This window comes from Synechococcus sp. W60.3 (assembly GCF_047502615.1).
Classification (GTDB): Bacteria; Cyanobacteriota; Cyanobacteriia; order Thermostichales; family Thermostichaceae; genus Thermostichus.
On sequence record NZ_JANSHJ010000014.1, the window covers coordinates 1 to 18,715 of the forward strand.

Annotated in this window: 11 protein-coding genes, 1 tRNA gene, 1 pseudogene and 1 CRISPR repeat array; of the genes and pseudogenes, 8 read left to right on the forward strand and 5 right to left on the reverse strand. The window is 61.7% G+C overall.

All coding sequences use genetic code 11. The features are described from left to right. Positions 1-316: 316 nt before the first annotated feature. From NW846_RS06585 to frr, 3 genes are all read right to left on the reverse strand, one after another. Positions 317-1,252, reverse strand: a complete 936-nt coding sequence (locus NW846_RS06585) for a M48 family metallopeptidase (protein WP_414348018.1) — start codon at positions 1,250-1,252, stop codon at positions 317-319. Positions 1,253-1,341: 89 nt separating this feature from the next. Continuing rightward, positions 1,342-4,053 carry a CBS domain-containing protein gene (locus NW846_RS06590; protein ID WP_414348015.1) on the reverse strand — a complete coding sequence of 904 codons (2,712 nt, stop codon included), beginning with the start codon at positions 4,051-4,053 and terminating at the stop codon, positions 1,342-1,344. Between the two features lie 54 nt (positions 4,054-4,107). Beyond that, positions 4,108-4,656, reverse strand: a complete 549-nt coding sequence (gene frr, locus NW846_RS06595; protein ID WP_414348012.1) for a ribosome recycling factor — start codon at positions 4,654-4,656, stop codon at positions 4,108-4,110. Between the two features lie 196 nt (positions 4,657-4,852). Here frr and NW846_RS06600 point away from each other — a divergent pair, with 196 nt between their 5' ends. The 4 genes from NW846_RS06600 to crtH all read left to right on the forward strand — a co-directional run bounded on the left by NW846_RS06600 (position 4,853) and on the right by crtH (position 9,454). Continuing rightward, on the forward strand, positions 4,853-5,686 hold the full coding sequence (locus NW846_RS06600; protein WP_414348010.1) for a PD-(D/E)XK nuclease family protein: 834 nt from the start codon (positions 4,853-4,855) through the stop codon (positions 5,684-5,686). A 76-nt stretch (positions 5,687-5,762) separates the two neighbouring features. Then, positions 5,763-6,884, forward strand: coding sequence for an ABC transporter ATP-binding protein (locus NW846_RS06605; protein WP_414348007.1), 1,122 nt, complete (start codon positions 5,763-5,765; stop codon positions 6,882-6,884). After that, complete coding sequence (locus NW846_RS06610; RefSeq protein ID WP_414395939.1) at positions 6,878-7,807, forward strand: ABC transporter permease; 930 nt, start codon at positions 6,878-6,880, stop codon at positions 7,805-7,807. The genes NW846_RS06605 and NW846_RS06610 overlap by 7 nt, the downstream gene beginning before the upstream one ends. 99 nt (positions 7,808-7,906) lie before the next feature. After that, positions 7,907-9,454: a carotenoid isomerase gene (crtH, locus tag NW846_RS06615; RefSeq protein WP_414347202.1), complete on the forward strand. Its 1,548-nt coding sequence runs from the start codon at positions 7,907-7,909 to the stop codon at positions 9,452-9,454. A 117-nt stretch (positions 9,455-9,571) separates the two neighbouring features. Here the strand turns inward: crtH and NW846_RS06620 are convergent, their stop codons facing one another. Further along, positions 9,572-9,706: an MGMT family protein gene (locus tag NW846_RS06620; protein ID WP_414347197.1), complete on the reverse strand. Its 135-nt coding sequence runs from the start codon at positions 9,704-9,706 to the stop codon at positions 9,572-9,574. On the opposite strand from NW846_RS06620, the pseudogene NW846_RS06625 reads away from it, so the two are divergent. The 3 genes and pseudogenes from NW846_RS06625 to NW846_RS06635 all read left to right on the forward strand — a co-directional run. Beyond that, a pseudogene (locus NW846_RS06625) lies at positions 9,692-10,198 on the forward strand (ABC transporter substrate-binding protein); the annotation flags it as partial. The gene NW846_RS06620 and the pseudogene NW846_RS06625 sit on opposite strands and share 15 nt — an antisense overlap. Positions 10,199-10,213: 15 nt before the next feature. Beyond that, positions 10,214-11,226: direct repeats of the CRISPR family, unit length 36 nt; unit sequence GTTTCCAATTTCTAGGGATCCCCACAAAGGGGGAAC. 269 nt (positions 11,227-11,495) lie between these two features. Next, entirely contained in the window at positions 11,496-13,499 is a 2,004-nt protein-coding gene (locus tag NW846_RS06630; RefSeq protein WP_414515603.1) for a tetratricopeptide repeat protein, read from the forward strand. 43 nt (positions 13,500-13,542) lie between these two features. Then, positions 13,543-13,626, forward strand: a tRNA-Leu gene (locus tag NW846_RS06635). On the opposite strand, the gene NW846_RS06640 is transcribed toward NW846_RS06635, so the two are convergent. Continuing rightward, the gene (locus tag NW846_RS06640; RefSeq protein ID WP_414347193.1) at positions 13,627-15,738 is read right to left on the reverse strand and encodes a glycosyltransferase 61 family protein; all 2,112 of its coding nucleotides are present in this window, start codon (positions 15,736-15,738) and stop codon (positions 13,627-13,629) included. It lies immediately after the preceding tRNA gene. A 240-nt stretch (positions 15,739-15,978) separates the two neighbouring features. Between NW846_RS06640 and NW846_RS06645 the strand changes: the two genes are divergently transcribed. Next, positions 15,979-18,678, forward strand: a complete 2,700-nt coding sequence (locus NW846_RS06645; protein ID WP_414347191.1) for a phycobilisome rod-core linker polypeptide — start codon at positions 15,979-15,981, stop codon at positions 18,676-18,678. Positions 18,679-18,715: the final 37 nt, after the last annotated feature.

The window sequence follows — 18,715 nt, forward strand, 5'->3', positions numbered from 1 at the left end:
CTATGAAACTATATCAACGACCCCCATCATGGGTAAGCGACTAAAGTGGCTAGCGAGCTTTTCCGCCCTGCACTCAAGTGCGGGGCTACCAAGCTATCCTTTTGTGTGGCACGTTCTGTTGCTTGATGTTCTTCCCATGCCTCCTGGCTTGCCCAGTCCTACGGCCCACTGCAAGTGAACCGCGCAGCGGGGCAGGTAGGAAACCCTTTCTCAGCTTACAAGGCTACCCTCGCCTACTGCTCGCGCCAGCGGTGCGAAGCGTTCCCCCCAGATGCGAACCTCCACCCTACGGGGAAAACGGATCCCAGCGGCCTACTCAGGGCAAAACCGGCAGCACCGGCAGAATCTCAACTTCGGTGCGCTGGGTTTGGGGGAGAGATTGCGAAGGCCAAGTGGGGCCGCCGGAGCCATAGGCAGCAGGGCTGACCATGCTGTGCTCGGCGATAAGCTGGTTGAGGCGGGCGATGCGCTCCGCGACAGGGGGATGGGTACGCAAGAAGTCCGGCAGGGATGGACGGGATTGCAACTTGGCCAAAAATTGCGACATGCCCCTGGGATCGAAGCCAGCGCGATAGGCGGCCCACAAACCTTTTTCGTCGGCAACAAACTCGTTTTCGCGGCTTTGCGGTCGGCGCACTCCCAGCTCCAGGGCTAGGGCGGCCAAGGTGTTGTCATCGAGTCCCAGCAATTGGGCGCCGAAGCGGGCGGCGGCAGCCTGCTGCAGTTGCTGGAGGCCGTGACGTTCGCTGATATGGGCGATTTCGTGGCCCAAGACAGCAGCAATTTGGTCGTCGTTGTCGGCAGCTTCCAGGGCGCCAGTGGTGATGTAAACAAAACCACCCATCGTGGCAAAGGCGTTGATGTCTGGATCCTCCACCACCTGAAAGGTATAGGGCAAGTTAGGGCGTTCGCTGTGGGCGGCCACCCGCTGGCCGATGCGGTTCACCCGCTCCACCCAATAGAAATTTGAACTGACGCGAATCTGTCTGCGGGCTTTCAGTTGCTGGTCGATCTGGCGGCCCAAGCTCACCTCTTGGGCGTCGTTTAACTGGCTCACCTGCAGCCATTGCAGGCCGTGGATCAGCAGCCGAACCAGGTCTTGGGCCTGGGCAGGGGATCCCATCCCGGCGGCAAGGATGGCCAGCAGAGCAAAGGCAACCGGCTTGGCCACGCGGCAACTCCGCCGCTGGGGGGGGATGGGGCCCACCGACGGGATTGCCTCGACAGCAGAGCGAGGTTTCAATACCCGCATTGGATCCCTCCAAGACAACCTTCTCTCAGGCTAGCGATCTGGCAATGGGATCGTCCTACCAGAAATGGGCAACCCCTCTACTCTTTTGGCTACTTTGGCTGAGATTGCAGCAAGGGGAAGTGTTTCCGCAGCCAGGCTTCTGCCTCAGCGCGAGTGGTAAGCTCGCCGTTGAGGGTGAGGCAGCGCAGGCGCTCCAAGATCTCCTGAAAAAGAGGGCCCGGCTTGTAGCCCAGGCAACGCAAATCGTGCCCGTTGAGGGGTGGCTTCACCCAATGCCACTCCTGCAAGTAGCGCCAGAGCAGCCGCCGCGCTGGCTTGGCGGCCAGCCCTGCCAACAGGATCACCGCCGGGATGCGCAGCCCCTGCAGCAGCCGTACTACCTGAGCCGGAGACAGGGATCCGGTCTCCAGTTGGGCCAAGAGGGCTTGGTAGTGGGAGAAATGGCTGAGGCGTTCGATGCCCGCTTGGGTGAGGTGGAGCTGGCTGGCTACCTGGGGTGCCTGGGGCAGCGCCAGAAGCAAGGCTTCCAGGCGCAGTTGCCAGATCTCCTGGGATCCCAGCTCGGGGTAGCGGCGGCGGAAGTGATAGGCCCAGCGGCCCACCCGCTGCAGCCGCCGGTACAGGGAGGGATCCCAGGTCAAAGCGGGGTGAATGCAGCGCAGGGCTCCCCATGCCGCCAGCCGCTCAAAAGCCAAGGGCCAGTCGCGGGAGCGGAGGATGTAGGCCAGCTCCTGCTTGAGGCGCTCCCCGCCGACGGCATCGTGGAGGCCGCTGGCTACAGCCGTGCGAATCCATTCTTCGGTGGTCGGATCCAGGGCAAAGCCCAGGTGCACGGCAAAGCGCACTGCCCGGTAGATGCGGGTGGGATCCTCGATGAAGCTGTTGGGGTGGAGGGCGCGGATGATCCCCTTTTGCAGATCCGCTTGCCCGCCGAAAAAGTCCAGCAACTGCCCCCGCTGCGGGCCGTTGAGGCGCAAAGCCAGCGCATTGATGGAAAAATCCCGCCGGTAGAGATCCTGATGGATGGATCCCATGGCCACTTCAGGGGGCGAGGCCGGGTAGGGGTAAAACTCGGTGCGGGCGCTGGCAATATCCACACAAAAGCCCCCTGGCCAGATCAGGGCTGCCGTCTGGAACTTGCCGTGGATCTCCAGGCGTGCCTCCGGGAAGTGCTGCTTGAGGGCTTTTCCCAGGATCAACCCCCAGCCCGGCGGATCCGTCCCTTGGGGGGTCGAGGGGTAAGGCCCATCCACCACCAAATCCAAATCCAGCCGTTCCAGGCAAGAGGAGGGCTGCCGTCCCCACCGGTGCAGCAGCAGATCCCGCACCGCCCCCCCCACCAGATACAGCCGCAGACCCTTTTCATCGGCAATTCGGGCAGCTTCCTCTAGCAGCCGGCGGTGCTGCGGCGAGAGAGCGGCAAAGGTGAGATCCAAAGGACAAGAGAGAGCAGGAGAAGCCAACTGGGGTGAGAGGGCCGGCAGCTGGTGCAGGTGTCGCAACACATCGGTGCGGGTAACGATCCCCACCAACTGGCCATCCTGGAGCACTGGCAGACGGCCAATGTCCCACTGCACCATCAGCCGCTGGATCTCCGCCAGGGGCGTGTCGGGGGAGAGGGTCTTGACGTCGGTAGTCATGTAGCCCTTAACGGGGGCATGGCCAAAGCCGTGGTGCAGGGCAATGTCAATGTCCCGCCGCGAGATCACCCCCACCAGGCGGCCCTGGCCATCCACCACCACCAGGCCGGAGTGGCCATAGCGCAGCAGCACCCGCTGGGCCTCCTGGATGGTCACCTCCGGTCGGATGGTGCGCACCGGCGAGGACATCAGATCCTTAGCGGTCACTGGTGGCGGGATCCGCTCCTTAACCGCCTGCCTGAGGTCGGCCAGCACCTGGGCTGGATCGGGCAAGGGCCGGCCCGGGGAAGCTTTCAGCGTGGCTGCCGCCGCGCAGTCGTGGCCGCCGCCGCCGTAGCGGGCCATCACCTGGCCCAGTTGGGCAAACTCCTGCCGCGCCCGCCCAATGAGGCTGAGCCGCTCCCCCTGCCGCGCCACCAAGAGCAGCACGTCCACCCCCGTCAGCTCCATCAGCCGCATCACCAGGCCGGCCAGGCCAGGCACAAACTCCGGCAGATCCAGCAGCCACGTTCCCAAGCGGTACTCCCCCACCGTCTCTACCTGGATCTGGGCAAGCCCCTGGCCAAGCAGCTCCTGCATCGGCGGGGTGAGGCCGTCCCCCAAAAAGCGCCGCAACAGCACCAGGTTCACCCCCTGCTGCAACAGCCAGGTGAGGGCAGCACCGTCGCGGGCGGTGGTCTCTGGGAACGTCAGGGATCCCGTGTCCACGTGAATGCCCAAGGCCAGGGCCAGCCGCTCAAACGGACTGAGGCGGATCCCGGCCGCCTGCAGCCGCTCCACGAGGAGGGTACAGGTGGAGCCCACGGCTTCAATGTGAGCGCTGACCTGCTGCTGCGGCCATACCTCCTCCAGCGAGGTGGCAGGCAGGTGGTGGTCGAAAATCTCAATCTTCGCCCCAGGAACGCTCAGCCAGGCCGCAGCCTTACCGAGGCGATCCGGATCGTAACAATCCACCAAGATCCAGCGCTGAACCTGTCGGGGATCCACCGAGCGCAGCTCAATGAGGGGGAACTCGTCCCGGTAGAGGGCCAAGAACTCCTGCACTCCCGGCAGGGATCCACCAGCTAGGGCAATGCGGGCGCCTGGATACAGCCGTGCTGCGCCTACCGCCGCTCCCAAGGTGTCGAAGTCCGCCGACTGGTGACACAGGATGAGATCCATGCTGGCAGCCGCGCCTTGCTGGCCTAGGCCCAAAAAAGTAATGGAAAGTGGCGTTTAGATTGTGGTCAGCTCCTTTTCTTTTTCCGCCAGCAGCTCATCAATCTTTTTGATGTAGCGGTCGGTCAACTTTTGGATCTCTTCTTGCCGACTCTTGGACTCGTCTTCGGAGATCTCGCCGTTTTTCTCCTGCTTGCGCACGGCGTCAATGGCGTCGCGGCGGATGTTGCGAATGGAAACCCGCCCCTCCTCTGCCAGCTTGGCCACCTGTTTGGTTAGCTCTTTGCGCCGCTCTTCCGTCAGGGGGGGGAGGGTGAGGCGGATGACCTTGCCGTCGTTGCTGGGCGTCAGGCCCAGGTCGGAGGCGAGGATGGCCCGCTCAATTGCTGCCAGGGTCGAGGGATCAAAAGGCTGGATCAGGAGAGTGCTGGCATCTGGAGTGGTAATGCTGGCTAGCGCCTTCAGGGGAGTGGGAACGCCGTAGTACTCCACCTGAACCCGATCCAGTAGGCTGGCGTTGGCTCGCCCCGTGCGCACCGTGCTAAAGGAACGCTGGGTGGCCTGCACCGCTTTGCTCATTAACTCCTCGATCTCAGCTAGCTCCACGGCGTTTTCCTCGCTTAAGTAAGACAGTTTGCAGACGCTCGGCCACTAGCGGCAAAAAACCAAGACCTCTAGCGTGAGCCTGAGTTTAATTTTATCGCTTTGTCTAGCCCCCCTTGGGGATCCAGAGGCCACTCTTTTCCTGGCAGCCGACCCCCTAGCAGTCCAATAGAATGGCCATGATGCTTCTCCTTGAGCCATGTTTGCTGCTCCTTCCCCGCTGAGGTGGAGTCTTGACGAGGTCAACCTCTCGGCCTCGGCCCTGTCGCTATTCGACTACTGCCCCCGCTTGTTCTGCTACGTGTACCTGGAGCGACTGATTTGGCCTGCCGCCGATGCCTTTGAGCACGAAGTGGAGCAGCAGCGGGGACGGCAGTTTCACCGCCTGGTGGAGTGGTCTAGCCGCGGGCAGCAGGTGGAGCCGCGCCTGTCGGCCCTAGACGAAACAGTACGCCAGTGGTGGCAGGTGTTCTTGGCCAGTCCCCATGCCCAACCGCAGGGGCGGGTGTTGACGGAATTGCCCCTCTGGCAGCGGATTGAGGGGTTTAACCTCACTGCCCGCTTAGATCGGCTGGTGATTGCCCCGGGATCCCTGCACATTGTCGATTGGAAGACGGAGCGGCAGCGCCCGCCCGACGAACAGTTGGCCCAAGACTGGCAGGTGCGCCTCTACCCGCTACTCGTGTGTGGGTTGGCCCACCAACTGCCCCTGGAAGGCCCTTTTGAGCCGGAGCAGGTGCAACTGACCCTTTGGTATGTGCAACACCCCCAGCGGCCTTTTCAGTGGCGCTACAGCGCTGCTGCCTACCAGCGGGATCTGGCCCACCTCAAAGCTACCCTGAACCGCCTGCGGCAACTGGAGGCCCAGGACTTCCCTCCCCTACCCTATGGCGAGCGCTGTGCTGCTTGCCTGTTTTGCGCCCGCTGCCACGGGCTAATGGGGCAAGGGATCCCCGACCAAAATCTCACGGATTGGGTCTGGGCAGCCCAGGAGCCCTCAGGGGAAGAAACACCAGAGGCAGAATGGCGGTAGGGTGCCGGCCTCCCCATCCCCCTGGCGCCGCCAACTTGCATACTGGGTTAAGAATCGAGCAGGGCTGTTAACCGCAATGGCCGGTGTCGTTGCTGACCTCTCCCAGGCTGGTCCATGGAGTGTCGAACTCAGGGGAATCCGCAAGCGCTTTGGCGATGTTGTGGCCCTCGATGGCATCGACTTGCAGATTCGGCGGGGGGAGTTTTTTGGCCTTTTGGGCCCTTCCGGCTGCGGCAAGACCACCCTGCTGCGCATCATCGCTGGCCTGGAGGTTGCCGATGGCGGAGAGGTGGTGATCCGGGGGCAGCCGGTGGGCCATCTGCCTGCCCACAAGCGCAACGTCAACACCGTGTTCCAGAGCTATGCCCTCTTTCCCTTTATGACCGTGGAAGAGAACGTCGCCTTTGGCCTGCGCATGCGGGGAGTGCGAGGGGAAGCGCTGCGCAAGCGGGTGGCCGCCGCTTTGGAGTTGGTAGAGATTGGGGATCTGGCTAAGCGCAAGCCCCAGGAGCTCTCCGGCGGGCAGCAGCAGCGGGTGGCCCTAGCCCGCGCCCTGGTCAACGAGCCAGAGGTGCTGCTATTAGACGAGCCGCTCTCGGCTTTGGATGCCAAATTGCGCAAGCAGCTGCAGGTGCAGTTGTGCGAGTTGCAGCGCCGCCTGGGCATGACGTTCATTTTCGTGACCCACGACCAAGAGGAAGCCTTGGTAACCAGCGACCGAGTGGCGGTGATGCGGGCTGGGCGCATTGAGCAAGTGGGCCCCATTGACGAGGTGTATGAGCGCCCGGCAACAGCCTTTGTGGCCGACTTTTTGGGGGCCAGCAACCTCATCGAAGGGATCGCCTGCGGCACCGACTGCGTCGAGACGCCCCTGGGCAAGCTCAAGGTGCCTGGGATCCAACCCACCCTGGAGCCAGTGCAGTTGGCCATTCGGCCGGAAAAGATTCGGCTTTCTCGGAGCGGCTGGGATCTGCTGCCCAACCAAGTGCCCGTGCGGGTGGAAAACCTCATCTACACGGGGGCGGAAAACCAGTACCTCCTGCGCACAGCTAGCGGCCAGCAGCTCAAGGCCCTCACCCTCAACGCCGACATCGAAGACCAGGATTTTGCCATCGGGGAGGCCCTGGTGGCCCATCTTCCTCCCAAAAACTTGGTGCGCCTGCGGCCGGATCCCCGGCGGGAGGGTCCCCCATGCTGAAGCGCTTGGAGAAGCCTGCCCAAGTGCGCGCCGGGGAATTGCTCACGCCCTGGCAGGAGCTGCTGCACAGCCTGATCTTTGCCGGGCCGGGGGTGCTGTGGGTGGTCACGTTTTTGGTGCTGCCGGGGCTGCTGCTCTTGGCCTGTAGCTTTCTCAGCCGCGGCGAGTTTGGCCAGGTGGGCCTGCCCCTGACGCTGGCCAACTACCTGCGCGCTCTTGGCTACGGTCCCCTAGGGTGGACGCCCATCTACTGGCAGATCCTGGGCCGCAGCTTGCTGGTGGCGGCAGTTACCACCTTCTTCTGTGTGCTCCTGGCCTATCCCCTGGCCTTTTTTATCGCCGCCCACCCGCCCCGACAGCGGGATCTGTTGCTGACGCTGGTGGTGGTGCCCTTCTGGACCAACTTGGTGATCCGCACCTACGCCTGGATGGTGGTGTTGGCCCCGGAGGGGTGGCCGGCGCGGCTAGCGGCCTGGCTGGGCTGGATTCCGCCCCAGACGGCTCTCTACCCCAGTTGGCTGGCGGTGTATCTGGGCATGATCTACACGTTCTTGCCCTACATGGTCTTGCCCCTCTACACAGCCGTGGAGCGCATCGACTGGCGCCTGGCCGAGGCGGCACGGGATCTCTACGCCAACGGCTGGCAGGTTTTCCTGTGGGTGCTTTTTCCCCAAACGCTGCCGGGGCTGGCAGCGGGGCTGATTTTGGTTGGGATCCCGGCCCTGGGCATGTTCGTGGTGCCCGACTTGCTGGGGGGCAGCAAGACGCTCTTGATTGGCAATGTCATTCAGATGCAGTTTGGCGCGAGCCTGGACTACCCCTTTGGAGCGGCCCTTAGCTTTCTGGTTACTGGCCTGAGCCTGGGGCTAGTCTACGCCTACAGCCGCTACGTCGGCAGCCGCGGCCTGGAAGATTTGATCTAAGTCGCTGCCAACGGCTGGGATTGGATGGCGGATGCTGCCTAAAGCTCTGGTAGGTTGAGGATACTGGCGTTGCGCTAGAGGGATCCCTTGACCCAGACGCTGTTTTCTCGACCTCAAGCTACGGCACCTCCCGCTTCCCCCCCTTCTGTTTGGGATGTCATTGTCATTGGCGCTGGGATTGGTGGCCTGGTGGCAGCTACCCAGTTGGCGGCCAAGGGCTACCGGGTGTTGGTTTTGGAAAAATACCTCATCCCTGGTGGCAGCGCTGGCTACTTCGAGCGCCCAGATCCCAACGGCAACGGGATCTATCGCTTTGATGTCGGGGCTTCCATGATCTTTGGCCTGGGCACTCAGGGCACCACCAACCTGCTCACCCGTGCCCTGGCTGCTGTGGGCCAAACTCTGGAATCCATCCCCGACCCCGTGCAGATTGCCTACCACCTGCCCCAGGGGCTCAGCCCGCGCGTACACCGGAACTACGAGGAGTTTTTGCAGGAGCTAGCTAGCTATTTCCCTCAGGAAGCGGGCGGCATCCGCCGTTTTTACGACAGCTTCTGGCCTATCTTCAACAGCCTTAACGCCCTGGAGCTCCTCTCTTTGGAGGAGTGGAGCTATCTCTGGCGCTCTTTTGTCAGCAACCCCCGCGCCTGCCTGACTTTGGCCCGCTACTTGCCGGTGAATGTGGGCCAGGTGGCGCGGCGCTACCTCCGCCATCCGGCGCTGCTGCGCTTTGTGGATATGGAGTGCTACTGCTGGTCGGTGGTGCCGGCGGAGCGCACGCCCATGATCAACGCTGGCATGGTGTTCTGCGACCGCCACTACGGTGGCGTCAACTACCCCAAGGGAGGGGTGGGGCAGATTGCTCAAAAGCTGGCCCAGGGGCTAGAGACCTGCGGGGGGCAAATCCGCTACCGAGCGTCGGTGCGGCGGATTTTGGCAGAACGGGGCCGGGCCGTGGGCGTCGAGCTCTCCACGGGGGAAAAGCTCTTTGCGCGCAAGATCATCTCCAATGCCACCCGCTGGGATACCTTTGGCCGCCTCTGGCCAGGACCCTTTCCGGCAGCGGAGCGGCGCTGGCAAAGCCGTTATCAACAGTCCCCCAGTTTCTTGAGCCTGCACTTGGGGGTGCGGGCCGAGGCCCTGGCGGGTGAGCGCTACTGCCACCACATTCTTCTCGAAGACTGGCAAGCCATGGAGGCGGAGCAGGGCACGATCTTCGTCTCCATCCCCACCCTTTTGGATCCGGAGCTCGCCCCACCAGGCCGCCACATTGTCCACGCCTTTACCCCCAGTTGGATGCAGACGTGGCAGGGCTTGAGCCCAGAGCAGTACCGGCAGCAAAAACAAGCGGCAGCCCAGCGCCTTATCCGCCGCCTGGAGGCCCTCTGGCCAGAGCTGGGATCCCACATTGAACTGCAGGAAGTGGGCACGCCCCGCACCCACCGCCGCTTCTTAGGCCGCGTTAATGGTACCTACGGCCCTATCCCTCGCGGCACTCCCTGCGGCCTCTTGGGTATGCCCTTCAACCGCACGGCCATCCCCAACCTCTACTGCGTGGGGGATAGCACATTCCCCGGCCAGGGACTCAACGCCGTCGCTTTCTCTGGCTTTGCCTGCGCCCACCGGGTAGCGGCGGACTTCTCCTAAAGCTGTTTCCAATTTCTATGAACCCCACCGCAGTCGTCTTGCATTGAACCCCTTCCCACTGCAAGAGCTCTTGCATGAGCGTCGGGGTGAGGCATTGAAGCGGGCAGCCTAGAGCGCTCAACCGACCCTGCGTGCAGCGGAGCGTACCCCCAGGGCCTCGGCAAGGTGACCGTAGGTAGTAACTTTGCCTGCCAGAATCTGGCAAACCACTTTGTGGACTCGCTCGAAGAAATCCCGATGATTGGCAGACATGTTCCGCGACCGCGATTGCCAGAGCGCATCGTGTGCTTGACGGAGGAGACGGCAGAGACGCTCTACGCCCTGGGTGCTGGGGATCTCGTCGTCGGCATTTCTGGATTTACGGTGCGTCCGCCGGAGGCGCGGAAGAAGCCGAAGGTGTCCACCCTCTTGGATGCCAACATCGAACGGATTTTGGCGCTGCAGCCCGATGTTGTGCTTGCATGGTCGGATCTGCAGGCAAACATTTGCGCTGAGCTCATTCGCCAGGGGGTGGAGGTTGTCTGCTTCAACCAGCGCACGGTTGAGGGGATCCTCTCCATGATCCTGCGCCTTGGGGCACTGGTGGGGCGAGCTGCTCAGGCACGGGCATATGTGCGCTCCTTGCGGGAGGGATTGCACCGAGCTATGCAGCGTGGACAGCAACGGCGCCGCCGTCCACGGGTCTACTTCGAGGAGTGGGATAACCCCTTGATTACAGGCATCGGCTGGATCAGCGAACTCATTCGTCTGTGTGGAACTGTTTCCAATTTCTAGAGATCCCCCCGAAGGAGAAACTTGATCGATGAGGATCGGATCCCGCCAGAGTTTGAGATTTCCAATGTCCAGGGATCCCCACAAAGGGGGAACGGCCGTGAAGAAGAACGTTGCTCGACAATCCAAGGCGTTTCCAATTTCTAGGGATCCCCACAAAGGGGGAACCAGTATTACTACCCGCAGTGAAAGAGGTAGCAGCTCAAGTTTCCAATTTCTAGGGCTCCCCACAAAGGGGGAACGGCAACGGCAGACATAGAGGACAAAAGCAGCTGCCGCGGTTTCCAATTTCTAGGGATCCCCACGAAGGGGGAACAGGAGGTACACCGTGTCTATCGTTTACTCTCGCATTCCTGGCGTTTCCAATTTCTAGGGATCCCCACGAAGGGGGAACAAAGCCCGTCGCGTGGACGGCTGCCTGCTAGAGATCGTTTCCAATTTCTAGGGATCCCCACGAAGGGGGAACAAACGAGTTGCAGGCCCAGACTCTAGCAGGGATCACCAGCAATATGTTTCCAATTTCTAGGGATCCCCACGAAGGGGGAACTTTCATGCTGGGCTTTGCCCAGTGATGTGTTGTTTCGGAGGTCGTTTCCAATTTCTAGGGATCCCCACAAAGGGGGAACTACCAAAACCAGATCCGCTATCTGGGGATGGGGTGGTTTCCAATTTCTAGGGATCCCCACAAAGGGGGAACAGGATCAGGAGCGGTTGACCCAGGCGCGCGTCTACTACGTGTTTCCAATTTCTAGGGATCCCCACAAAGGGGGAACTTACTACTGTTATTCGAGAGCTGGTGTTCTCGCTTCTAAAGGGTTTCCAATTTCTAGGGATCCCCACAAAGGGGGAACGCTCGAGGTTAACCCCGAGAGCTTGAAAAGCCGGATCCTGGCTGTTTCCAATTTCTAGGGATCCCCACAAAGGGGGAACAAGTACTCGGCGCCATAGGACACGGCCTCCAGGCGGTTTCCAATTTCTAGGGATCCCCACAAAGGGGGAACTCTACCCCCATTAAACCCAAGCAGGGCAAGGGATGCAAGACCCATTTGCGAGGGATCCGAGAAAAAGTTGGCAAAAGGAGCTTTGGCGAGGGGGCTTTGGGGCCTGAAAGCCTTGTGGCGCAAGGCGTCGAGGGATCCGACGAAAGAATCAGCCTTTTGGGGTTTTGGTGGATCGCTCGCAGAGCTGCGGATACCGTTTTCTTGTGTTTTTGGCAACATGAGGCTCAGGGGGCGGTGAGGAGGGTTCTGACCGAGCTGAAGCGCCTATAGTGGGGGAAGTTCTCCAGCTTCCGTGGCTGTCGATGTCGGATCTCACCCTTACAGAGAAGCTTCTAGCCGGGATCCAGGCCCAGCAGGCTGGCGACCTGCGGACAGCGGAAGCCATCTACTCAGAAATTCTGGTGGAGTTTCCGGATCAAGCCGACGCTCTCCATCTCCTGGGGACGGTGGCCCACGCCAAAGGGGAGGGGGAATGGGCGGCTGCTTTGATTGCCGAGGCCATTGAGCTCAACCCCCGCGTAGCCCTCTATCACCACAACCTGGGCGTTGTCTATGAGTCTTTGGGGCAACTGGAAAAGGCTCTATCTTGCTATCGGCAGAGCCTGAGCCTCAATCCCAAGGCTTACCTTTCTGCCTTTCAAGCGGGCAAGATTCTTGTTAACCTAGGCCGCCACGAAGAGGCAATCTCCTTGCTGGGATCGTTGTTAGAAAATCCAGATCCACTAGCAGGGATCCCTTGGGCTGAGGTGCATTTTTATCTGGGGATAGCCCATCGCGAGCAAGGGGAACACAGCGCGGCTCTGGATCACCTGGAAAAGGCATGGACTTTGGATCCTAACTTGGTGCAAGCCCGCTGGCTTTACCATCTCTATCTGCCGGCTATCTATCAGGATGAACAGGAGCTGCACCGCTTTCGCTTGCGCTTTGCAGAACACCTGGATCGCCTCATTCAGGAGACGCCCCTAGACACCCCAGAGCAGCGGCGGCTTGCCTTTTTAGGCTCAAGCTGGGGAACGCCTCACCTTCTGCAGTACCAGGGCTACGACGACTTGGAGCTGCAGAAGAAATACGCTCAGTTGGTGCAGCGCATTGTGAAAGCCTCCTACCCCGATTGGGAGTATCTTCCCCGGCAAGCCCGGCCAGGGGATCCCATTCGCGTTGGGTTTGTCTCGGCCTCCATGCGCGCTTGCTCCTACAGCCGCCTTTCTTTGGGGTGGGTGAAGTACTTAAAGGCCAGCTCCAAGCAGCCTTTCCAGGTGTTTGCCTACCACTTGGATCCCAGAGTTGATTTCCTGACGGAGCAATACCGTCAGCATGCCGATGTCTTTCGCCACATTCCCACTGGCTTTGAAGAGGCTGCCCGCCAAATTTTGCAGGATCAGCTGGATGTTTTGGTGTACCTGGAAATTGGCCTTTCTCCTCTTATGTTGCAGCTGGCGTCCCTGCGGCTAGCCCCAGTCCAATGCTCCACCTGGGCTCATCCCGTTACTTCGGGACTGTCGACCATTGACTACTTTCTCTCCAGCGACCTCATGGAGCCTGAAGATGGGCAGGCCCACTACAGCGAAACCTTGGTTCGACTGCCCCGCCTGGGTACCTGTTTTGAAAAGCCCGTTTTGCCTCCCCAGAGACGTTACCGCGAGGACTTTGGTCTGCCTCAAGAGGCCGTTGTCTATCTCACCTGCCAGTATTTGGGCAAGTACCTGCCGCAATACGACTACCTTTTTCCAGCTATTGCTCGGCAAGTGCCCAGGGCCCAATTGGTCTTCTTGGCCTTGCCCAATGCTGCCATTGGTCAGCGCTTCTGGCAGCGGCTTGCCTCCATCTTTTCCAGCTATGGTCTTGCGGTGGAAGACCACTGTCGAATCCTGCCCGCCTTGGATCATCAAGACTACCTAGATCTCAATCGCTGCGCTGACGTCATGCTGGACTCCTACGGCTGGTCGGGCGGGATCACCACCCTGGAAGCCATTGCTGCCGGTTTGCCGGTGGTCACCTGCCCTGGCCGGTTTCTGCGGGGCCGCCACACCTACGCCATCCTCAAAAGAATGGGCCTTGAGCTTCTAATTGCCCCAGACCTCCAGCGCTACGAAGAGCTGGCCGTACAACTGGGAACGGATCCCCAATTTCGGCAGCAAATCGCTCAGCAAATCCAAGAGCGGCGCGACTTGCTTCTTGAGGATCGAGACTGCGTGGCGGCCTTAGCCCATTTCCTGCGCCAGGCTGTCTGCCAGAAGCTGGCATGCCATACTCTCCCTATAGAAGCCTCCTAGTCCCCCACAGCAAACCCTTTGGTAGAGTAGTACGGCTACTCCAGGGATCGTGGCGGAATGGTAGACGCTACGGACTTAAAATCCGTTGTTCCTCAAGAACGTGAGGGTTCGAGTCCCTCCGATCCCATTACTGCAGCCCTGTTTGCTCTAGCAAGGCAAGTAGAGCCGGAAGCGGCACCCAGGCATCCTCCCGGTCTAGCTCTGGGCTAGCCAGCAGGGCCACCAGGGCGGGGTCGCAGGTTGGGGCCACTAGGGGAAAGTAGTTTAGCCCCACCACCTGGGCAAGGCTCCAGAAGTAGGGGAGCACGGCGTTGCTGGGGAAGATCTCGATGGCAATTGTGCCAGGCTGACAAAAGGCAAGGTTGGTCAGGCCCGCCCCGTGGATCCCCATGACTGCCTCTGCCCTTTGCATCAAGGCTATCTGTTCGGCGAGGGAAAGGGCTTCCAGTTGCACAGGCACAAAGCCCCAGGGGCGCAGGGCCTCCAGAACCTCCGTCTCGTTGATGACCCGCCGCCAGCGAGCAGCACGACGGCTAATGTAAACCCGCCGCGGCAACAAGGGATCCGCCGCCTGCCCCAGAGGAACCAGTTGCTGCAGCACCTTCCAGCCCCTGGGGGTTAGACACCCCACCGGCCCAGCCAGCGAGGGCACAATGAGGTTCTGCGCTTGCAGATGGGATCCCCCCACCTGCTCGAAGCTTAGAAGGCGTTCTGTGGGGATCCCCAGGGCAGCTAAGCTCTGCACCTGGAAGGGCTTGCCCTGGTAGCCATGGATCAAGATGGGAATGTCCTTTTCGAGGAAGCCGGCGCGGCGTAGGAGCTCGAGGGCGGGCAGGATGTCCACCATCCAATGGAAGTAGTTGACTGCCCCCAAGGGTAAGAGGGCAGCAGAGCCCTCCAGCGGAATCGGCGGCGGCAGGTGGGGCAAGTCCAAAATGGGGTGGTGTTCCAGGTGCTCCGACTTCCAGTCCCAGTCGAGAAACTCCGGCGGTGGCAAGCCGGGGGACACATCGGCCAGCAACTCCCTCCTACGGGTAAGCACGGCGCTGGCAAAGCTGGCGTAGAGGTGGCGGGGATAGTGGCCCACGTGCACGGATCCCTGCGGGATCTGGGCCACAAAGGTCTCGGCCAAGGGGATCCGCTGTGAGCGCAGCTTTTGCCCAAGGGCAGGGTCAGCCGTCGGAGGGGCTTGCAGGTAGAGAACCCCTTCTGGATCCAACACCCGGTAGCTGCCCTCGCCGGTGGCCTGGTGCCACTGCCGGGTGGTAAGGTAACCCTGGCTGGGCACTGGCAGGGGGTTGCCAGCACTGGGCGGTGGGCTCTGGCAGGCTGGGGAAGGAAGGGTTGCCTGCGCAGGGAGCCAGCGCTGCTGCCAGGCGCGGTACCGCTCCTGCCAAAGGCTGCCAGGGGATCCCTGCAGGGCCTGCTCCAGCTCCAGCCGCAGCCGACTGTCTCTGCCGCTGCCCTCACACCAGGCCTGTAGCCACTCCCGCTCCGCCGCCAGCGCCTGCCGGAACTTCTCCCAAGCCCCCTGCGGGTCATTCCGCCGCACCTGAGCCTCTACCCAGTAGCTGTAGAGCTCTGCTGTCTGGGTGCCCCGCGCCGCTGCCTCCTGAAAGCAGGCCACCGCCTGCTCCAGCTCCCCCAGATCCAGCCAAGCCAGGCCCATCTGCACCCAGGGATCCCCCCACTCTGGCCTTAGCCGCGCTGCCTCCTGGAGAGGGGAGAGGGCCTCCCGCAACCGGCCCAGCTTGAGCAGGGCCAGGCCCCAGCGCCAAAAGCTCTCCGTGGCCGTTGGATCCCAGCGGCAGGCCTCTTCAAACCACTCTGCTGCTTCTAGCCACAGTCGGCTGCGCTCCTGGACTAGGCCAAGGCGATGGGCCGCCAACGCCGCCTCTGGGGCAGCGCCACTTTCTAGCAACTGCCGATACAAAGCCGCCGCCTGCGGCCACTGCCCCCTTTCCCACAGCCCCTCTGCCAGCTCCAGCAGTCCCTCTGCCCAGCAGCGGGTAGCCTCAGCTTCGGCCCCTAGGAGGGCCAGACCCTCCTGCCAAGTGAGCTGCGCCTCTAGCTCCCGCCCCAGGAGTAGGTAGGCAGATCCCAGCCACCAATACAGCAGGGGCTCTTGGGATCCCTGCTCAAGCTGCCGCTGCAAACTTTGAGCAACAGAGCCGTAGCATCCCTGTTCCCAGTCTGCCCGCAGAGAGTCGGGAAGGTGCAAAGAAGGGTCAGAGGCCATGGTTTTTGACGAGAAGGCAACTGAGAATGAGTGTTACAAACTGCAACAACCTCCCCCCTCTGGTCGCATCCCCCTAGTATTCTAGGCTTGGCTTCCCCCTCAGGGACGCGGCGTCCATTCCTCCCCAACTCTGAGAGGGATGGGGGCCGGTTTAGCTAAGTCCATGGGTCAGCCCCTTTCCCGGGGCATCCTCCCTGAGCCTTGTCGGCAGTTTTTCGATAAACGGAGTTTAAGAGAGCGATGGGTATCAACGCATCTGGCGGCGCAGTCGTCTCCAGCCCCCGTCTTTACCAAACCGTGCCCCTCTCCACCATCTCCCAGGCAGAACAGCAGGATCGCTACCTCTCGCGCACCGAGCTGGATCGCCTTGACGACTTTTTCTCCAGCGGTCTGAAGCGGCTGCAGATTGCCGAGGTCATCGCCGCCAACTCCGAAATCATTGTCAGCCGGGCTGCCAACCGCATCTTCACCGGCGGCTCCCCCATGGCCTACCTGGAGCGGCCAGAAGTCACTCAAGACGAGAAAGAAGCCTTTAAGCTGGGCACCGCCTTCTATGTGGAGTCCACGGGTGGCTTCCTCGAGGCCATCCGCAATCTCTTCAGCGCCAGCGGCGTGGAGATCCCGCCCAACTTCCGCCCCATCAACATCTCCCGCTACGGGGCTGCCAACATGCGCAAGTCCCTGCGGGATCTAAGCTGGTTCCTGCGCTATGTCACCTACGCCCTGGTGGCCGGGGATCCCAACATCCTTGTGGTTAACACCCGGGGCCTGCGGGAGATCATCGAAAACGCCTGCTCTGCCGAGGCCACCATTGTCGCCATCCAAGAGATGAAGCGGGCCTCAGCCAGCTACTTCCGCAAAGATGGCGAGGCGGTGGCCATCATCAACCAGTATTTCGACGTGCTCTTGAGCGAGTTCATTGCCCCTGCTCCCTCCGACAAGCTGCGGCAGCGCAACGCCAGCACCGCCGATGGCCTGCCCTTGCAAGGGCTACAGCTACCCCAGGTTTATAACTTGGCCGCAGAAAAGGTTCCCGTCTTTGCCATGAAGCCGGGGCTTTCCAATGCTGAGAAAGAAGAGGTCATCAAAGCCGCCTACCGGCAGGTGTTCGAGCGGGATATCCGCCGTGCCTATGGCCTTAAGCTGGCCGACCTGGAGTCGAAGGTCAAAAACGGCGAGATCTCCATGAAGGAGTTTATCCGCCGCCTGGGCAAATCCGAACTCTACCGCAAGCAGTTCTACGAGCCCTACATCAACAGCCGCGTTGTGGAGCTGGCCTTCCGCCACTTCCTGGGACGGGCACCAGAGACCCGTGAAGAGGTGCAGACCTACTTTGCCATCGTCTCCAGCAAGGGCCTGGCCGGCTTGGTGGATGCGCTGGTGGACAGCCGCGAGTACGGCGACTACTTCGGCGAGGAGACGGTGCCCTACCTGCGCAAGCTGGGGGTGGAAGCCCAAACCAGCGCCAACTGGGGGCCCAAGTTTGACCTCTACAACTACGCGGCTCCGCGCCGCAAGGTGCCACAATTTATCACCCTCTTCGCCCGCTACAACCGTCCCCTGCCGGATCAGCACCCCTATGGCGTCGGCAACGATCCGCTGGAGATCCAGTTTGGCGCCATCTTCCCCAAAGAGACCCGCTCCCTCAACGCCAGCCCGGCCCCCTTCAACAAGGATGTCAAGCGCATCCTTATCCGGCGCGGCTTTGCTCTCACCAACGCCCGCACCAACCCCAAGGCGGTCGGGGATCCCGGCAGCCTTGGCCCCAAAGTCTTCAAGCTTACCCAAACCCCTGGCGATCGCAGCCGGCGTTTGGGGGTGCGGGCCGGGGTTGTTGGCAGCGAAGTCTCGACCCAGGCGGTGATCCGCGCCTGCTACCAGCAGGTGTACGGCTATGTGCCCTATGAAGGCCAACGGCTAACCCGCTGGGAGATCAAGCTGGAGTCGGGCGAGATTACCGTCAAAGAGTTTGTCCGCCAGTTGGCCAAGTCAGATCTGTTCCGCAACAAGTACTGGTCTAGTCTCTATGTCTGCAAGGCCATCGAGTTCATCCACCGCAAGCTGCTGGGCCGGCCCACCTACGGCCGGCAGGAGATGAACCGGCTGTTTGACATCGCCTCCAAGCAGGGCTTCTACGCCGTGGTGGACGCCATCCTCGACAGCGAGGAGTACCAGCAGGTCTTCGGGGAAGACGTCGTGCCCTACGAGCGCTACCTCACCCCTGCCGGTCTAGCGCGGCGGCGCATGCGCCCCGGATCCAGCGACATGGCCGTGGTCACCAGGCCCATCCGCACCGACGACGATATCCCCCTCTTTGTCAAGCTGGGCCAGCCCCAGGACAAGCCCTCCGGCGAGCTGGAGATCCAGCGGCGAGTCCAGCAGGGGGTGCCCAAGGTGCGCCAGGAGGTACCCATCTTCAAGCTCACCAGCCTGGCCAACAAAGCCGAGGTCAACAACCTCATCCGCGCCGCCTACCGGCAGATCTTCGAGCGCGACATGGACATCTACAACATCAGCGCCGAGCTCAGCTCTGCCGAGTCCAAGCTGCGCAATGGCGAGATCACCGTCAAGGAGTTCGTCGAGGCGCTGGGGTGCTCGGAACTGTACCGCTCCGAGTTCTACGCTCCCTATCCCAATACCAAGGTGATCGAGCTGGGCACCAAGCACTTCCTGGGCCGCGCACCCCTAAACCAGCAGGAGATCCGCAAGTACAACCAGATCTTGGCCACCCAGGGGTTGAAGGCCTTCGTGCGCGCCCTGCTCAACACCCAGGAGTATCGCGATCTCTTCGGCGAGGACACGGTGCCCTACCGCCGCTTCCCCACCTTGCCGGCGGCCAACTTCCCCAACACCCAAGAGCTGTATGGCCGCCTCACCAAGCAAAACAAGGGGCTCGTGGTGCCCAGTTTCAGACCTGTTGGCAGCAACGATCGCAGCTAGCTCAACCCCCCTCTCCCCTGGTGGGAGAGGAAAACCA

What these genes read in the sequence shown, in the direction of transcription:
- NW846_RS06610 (WP_414395939.1), top strand. Translation starts at nt 6,878, where the DNA reads ATGCTGAAGCGCTTGGAGAAGCCTGCCCAAGTGCGCGCCGGGGAATTG.
- NW846_RS06600 (WP_414348010.1), top strand. Translation starts at nt 4,853, where the DNA reads ATGTTTGCTGCTCCTTCCCCGCTGAGGTGGAGTCTTGACGAGGTCAAC.
- NW846_RS06590 (WP_414348015.1), bottom strand. Translation starts at nt 4,053, where the DNA reads ATGGATCTCATCCTGTGTCACCAGTCGGCGGACTTCGACACCTTGGGA.
- NW846_RS06605 (WP_414348007.1), top strand. Translation starts at nt 5,763, where the DNA reads ATGGCCGGTGTCGTTGCTGACCTCTCCCAGGCTGGTCCATGGAGTGTC.
- NW846_RS06585 (WP_414348018.1), bottom strand. Translation starts at nt 1,252, where the DNA reads ATGCGGGTATTGAAACCTCGCTCTGCTGTCGAGGCAATCCCGTCGGTG.
- NW846_RS06640 (WP_414347193.1), bottom strand. Translation starts at nt 15,738, where the DNA reads ATGGCCTCTGACCCTTCTTTGCACCTTCCCGACTCTCTGCGGGCAGAC.
- NW846_RS06645 (WP_414347191.1), top strand. Translation starts at nt 15,979, where the DNA reads ATGGGTATCAACGCATCTGGCGGCGCAGTCGTCTCCAGCCCCCGTCTT.
- NW846_RS06620 (WP_414347197.1), bottom strand. Translation starts at nt 9,706, where the DNA reads ATGTCTGCCAATCATCGGGATTTCTTCGAGCGAGTCCACAAAGTGGTT.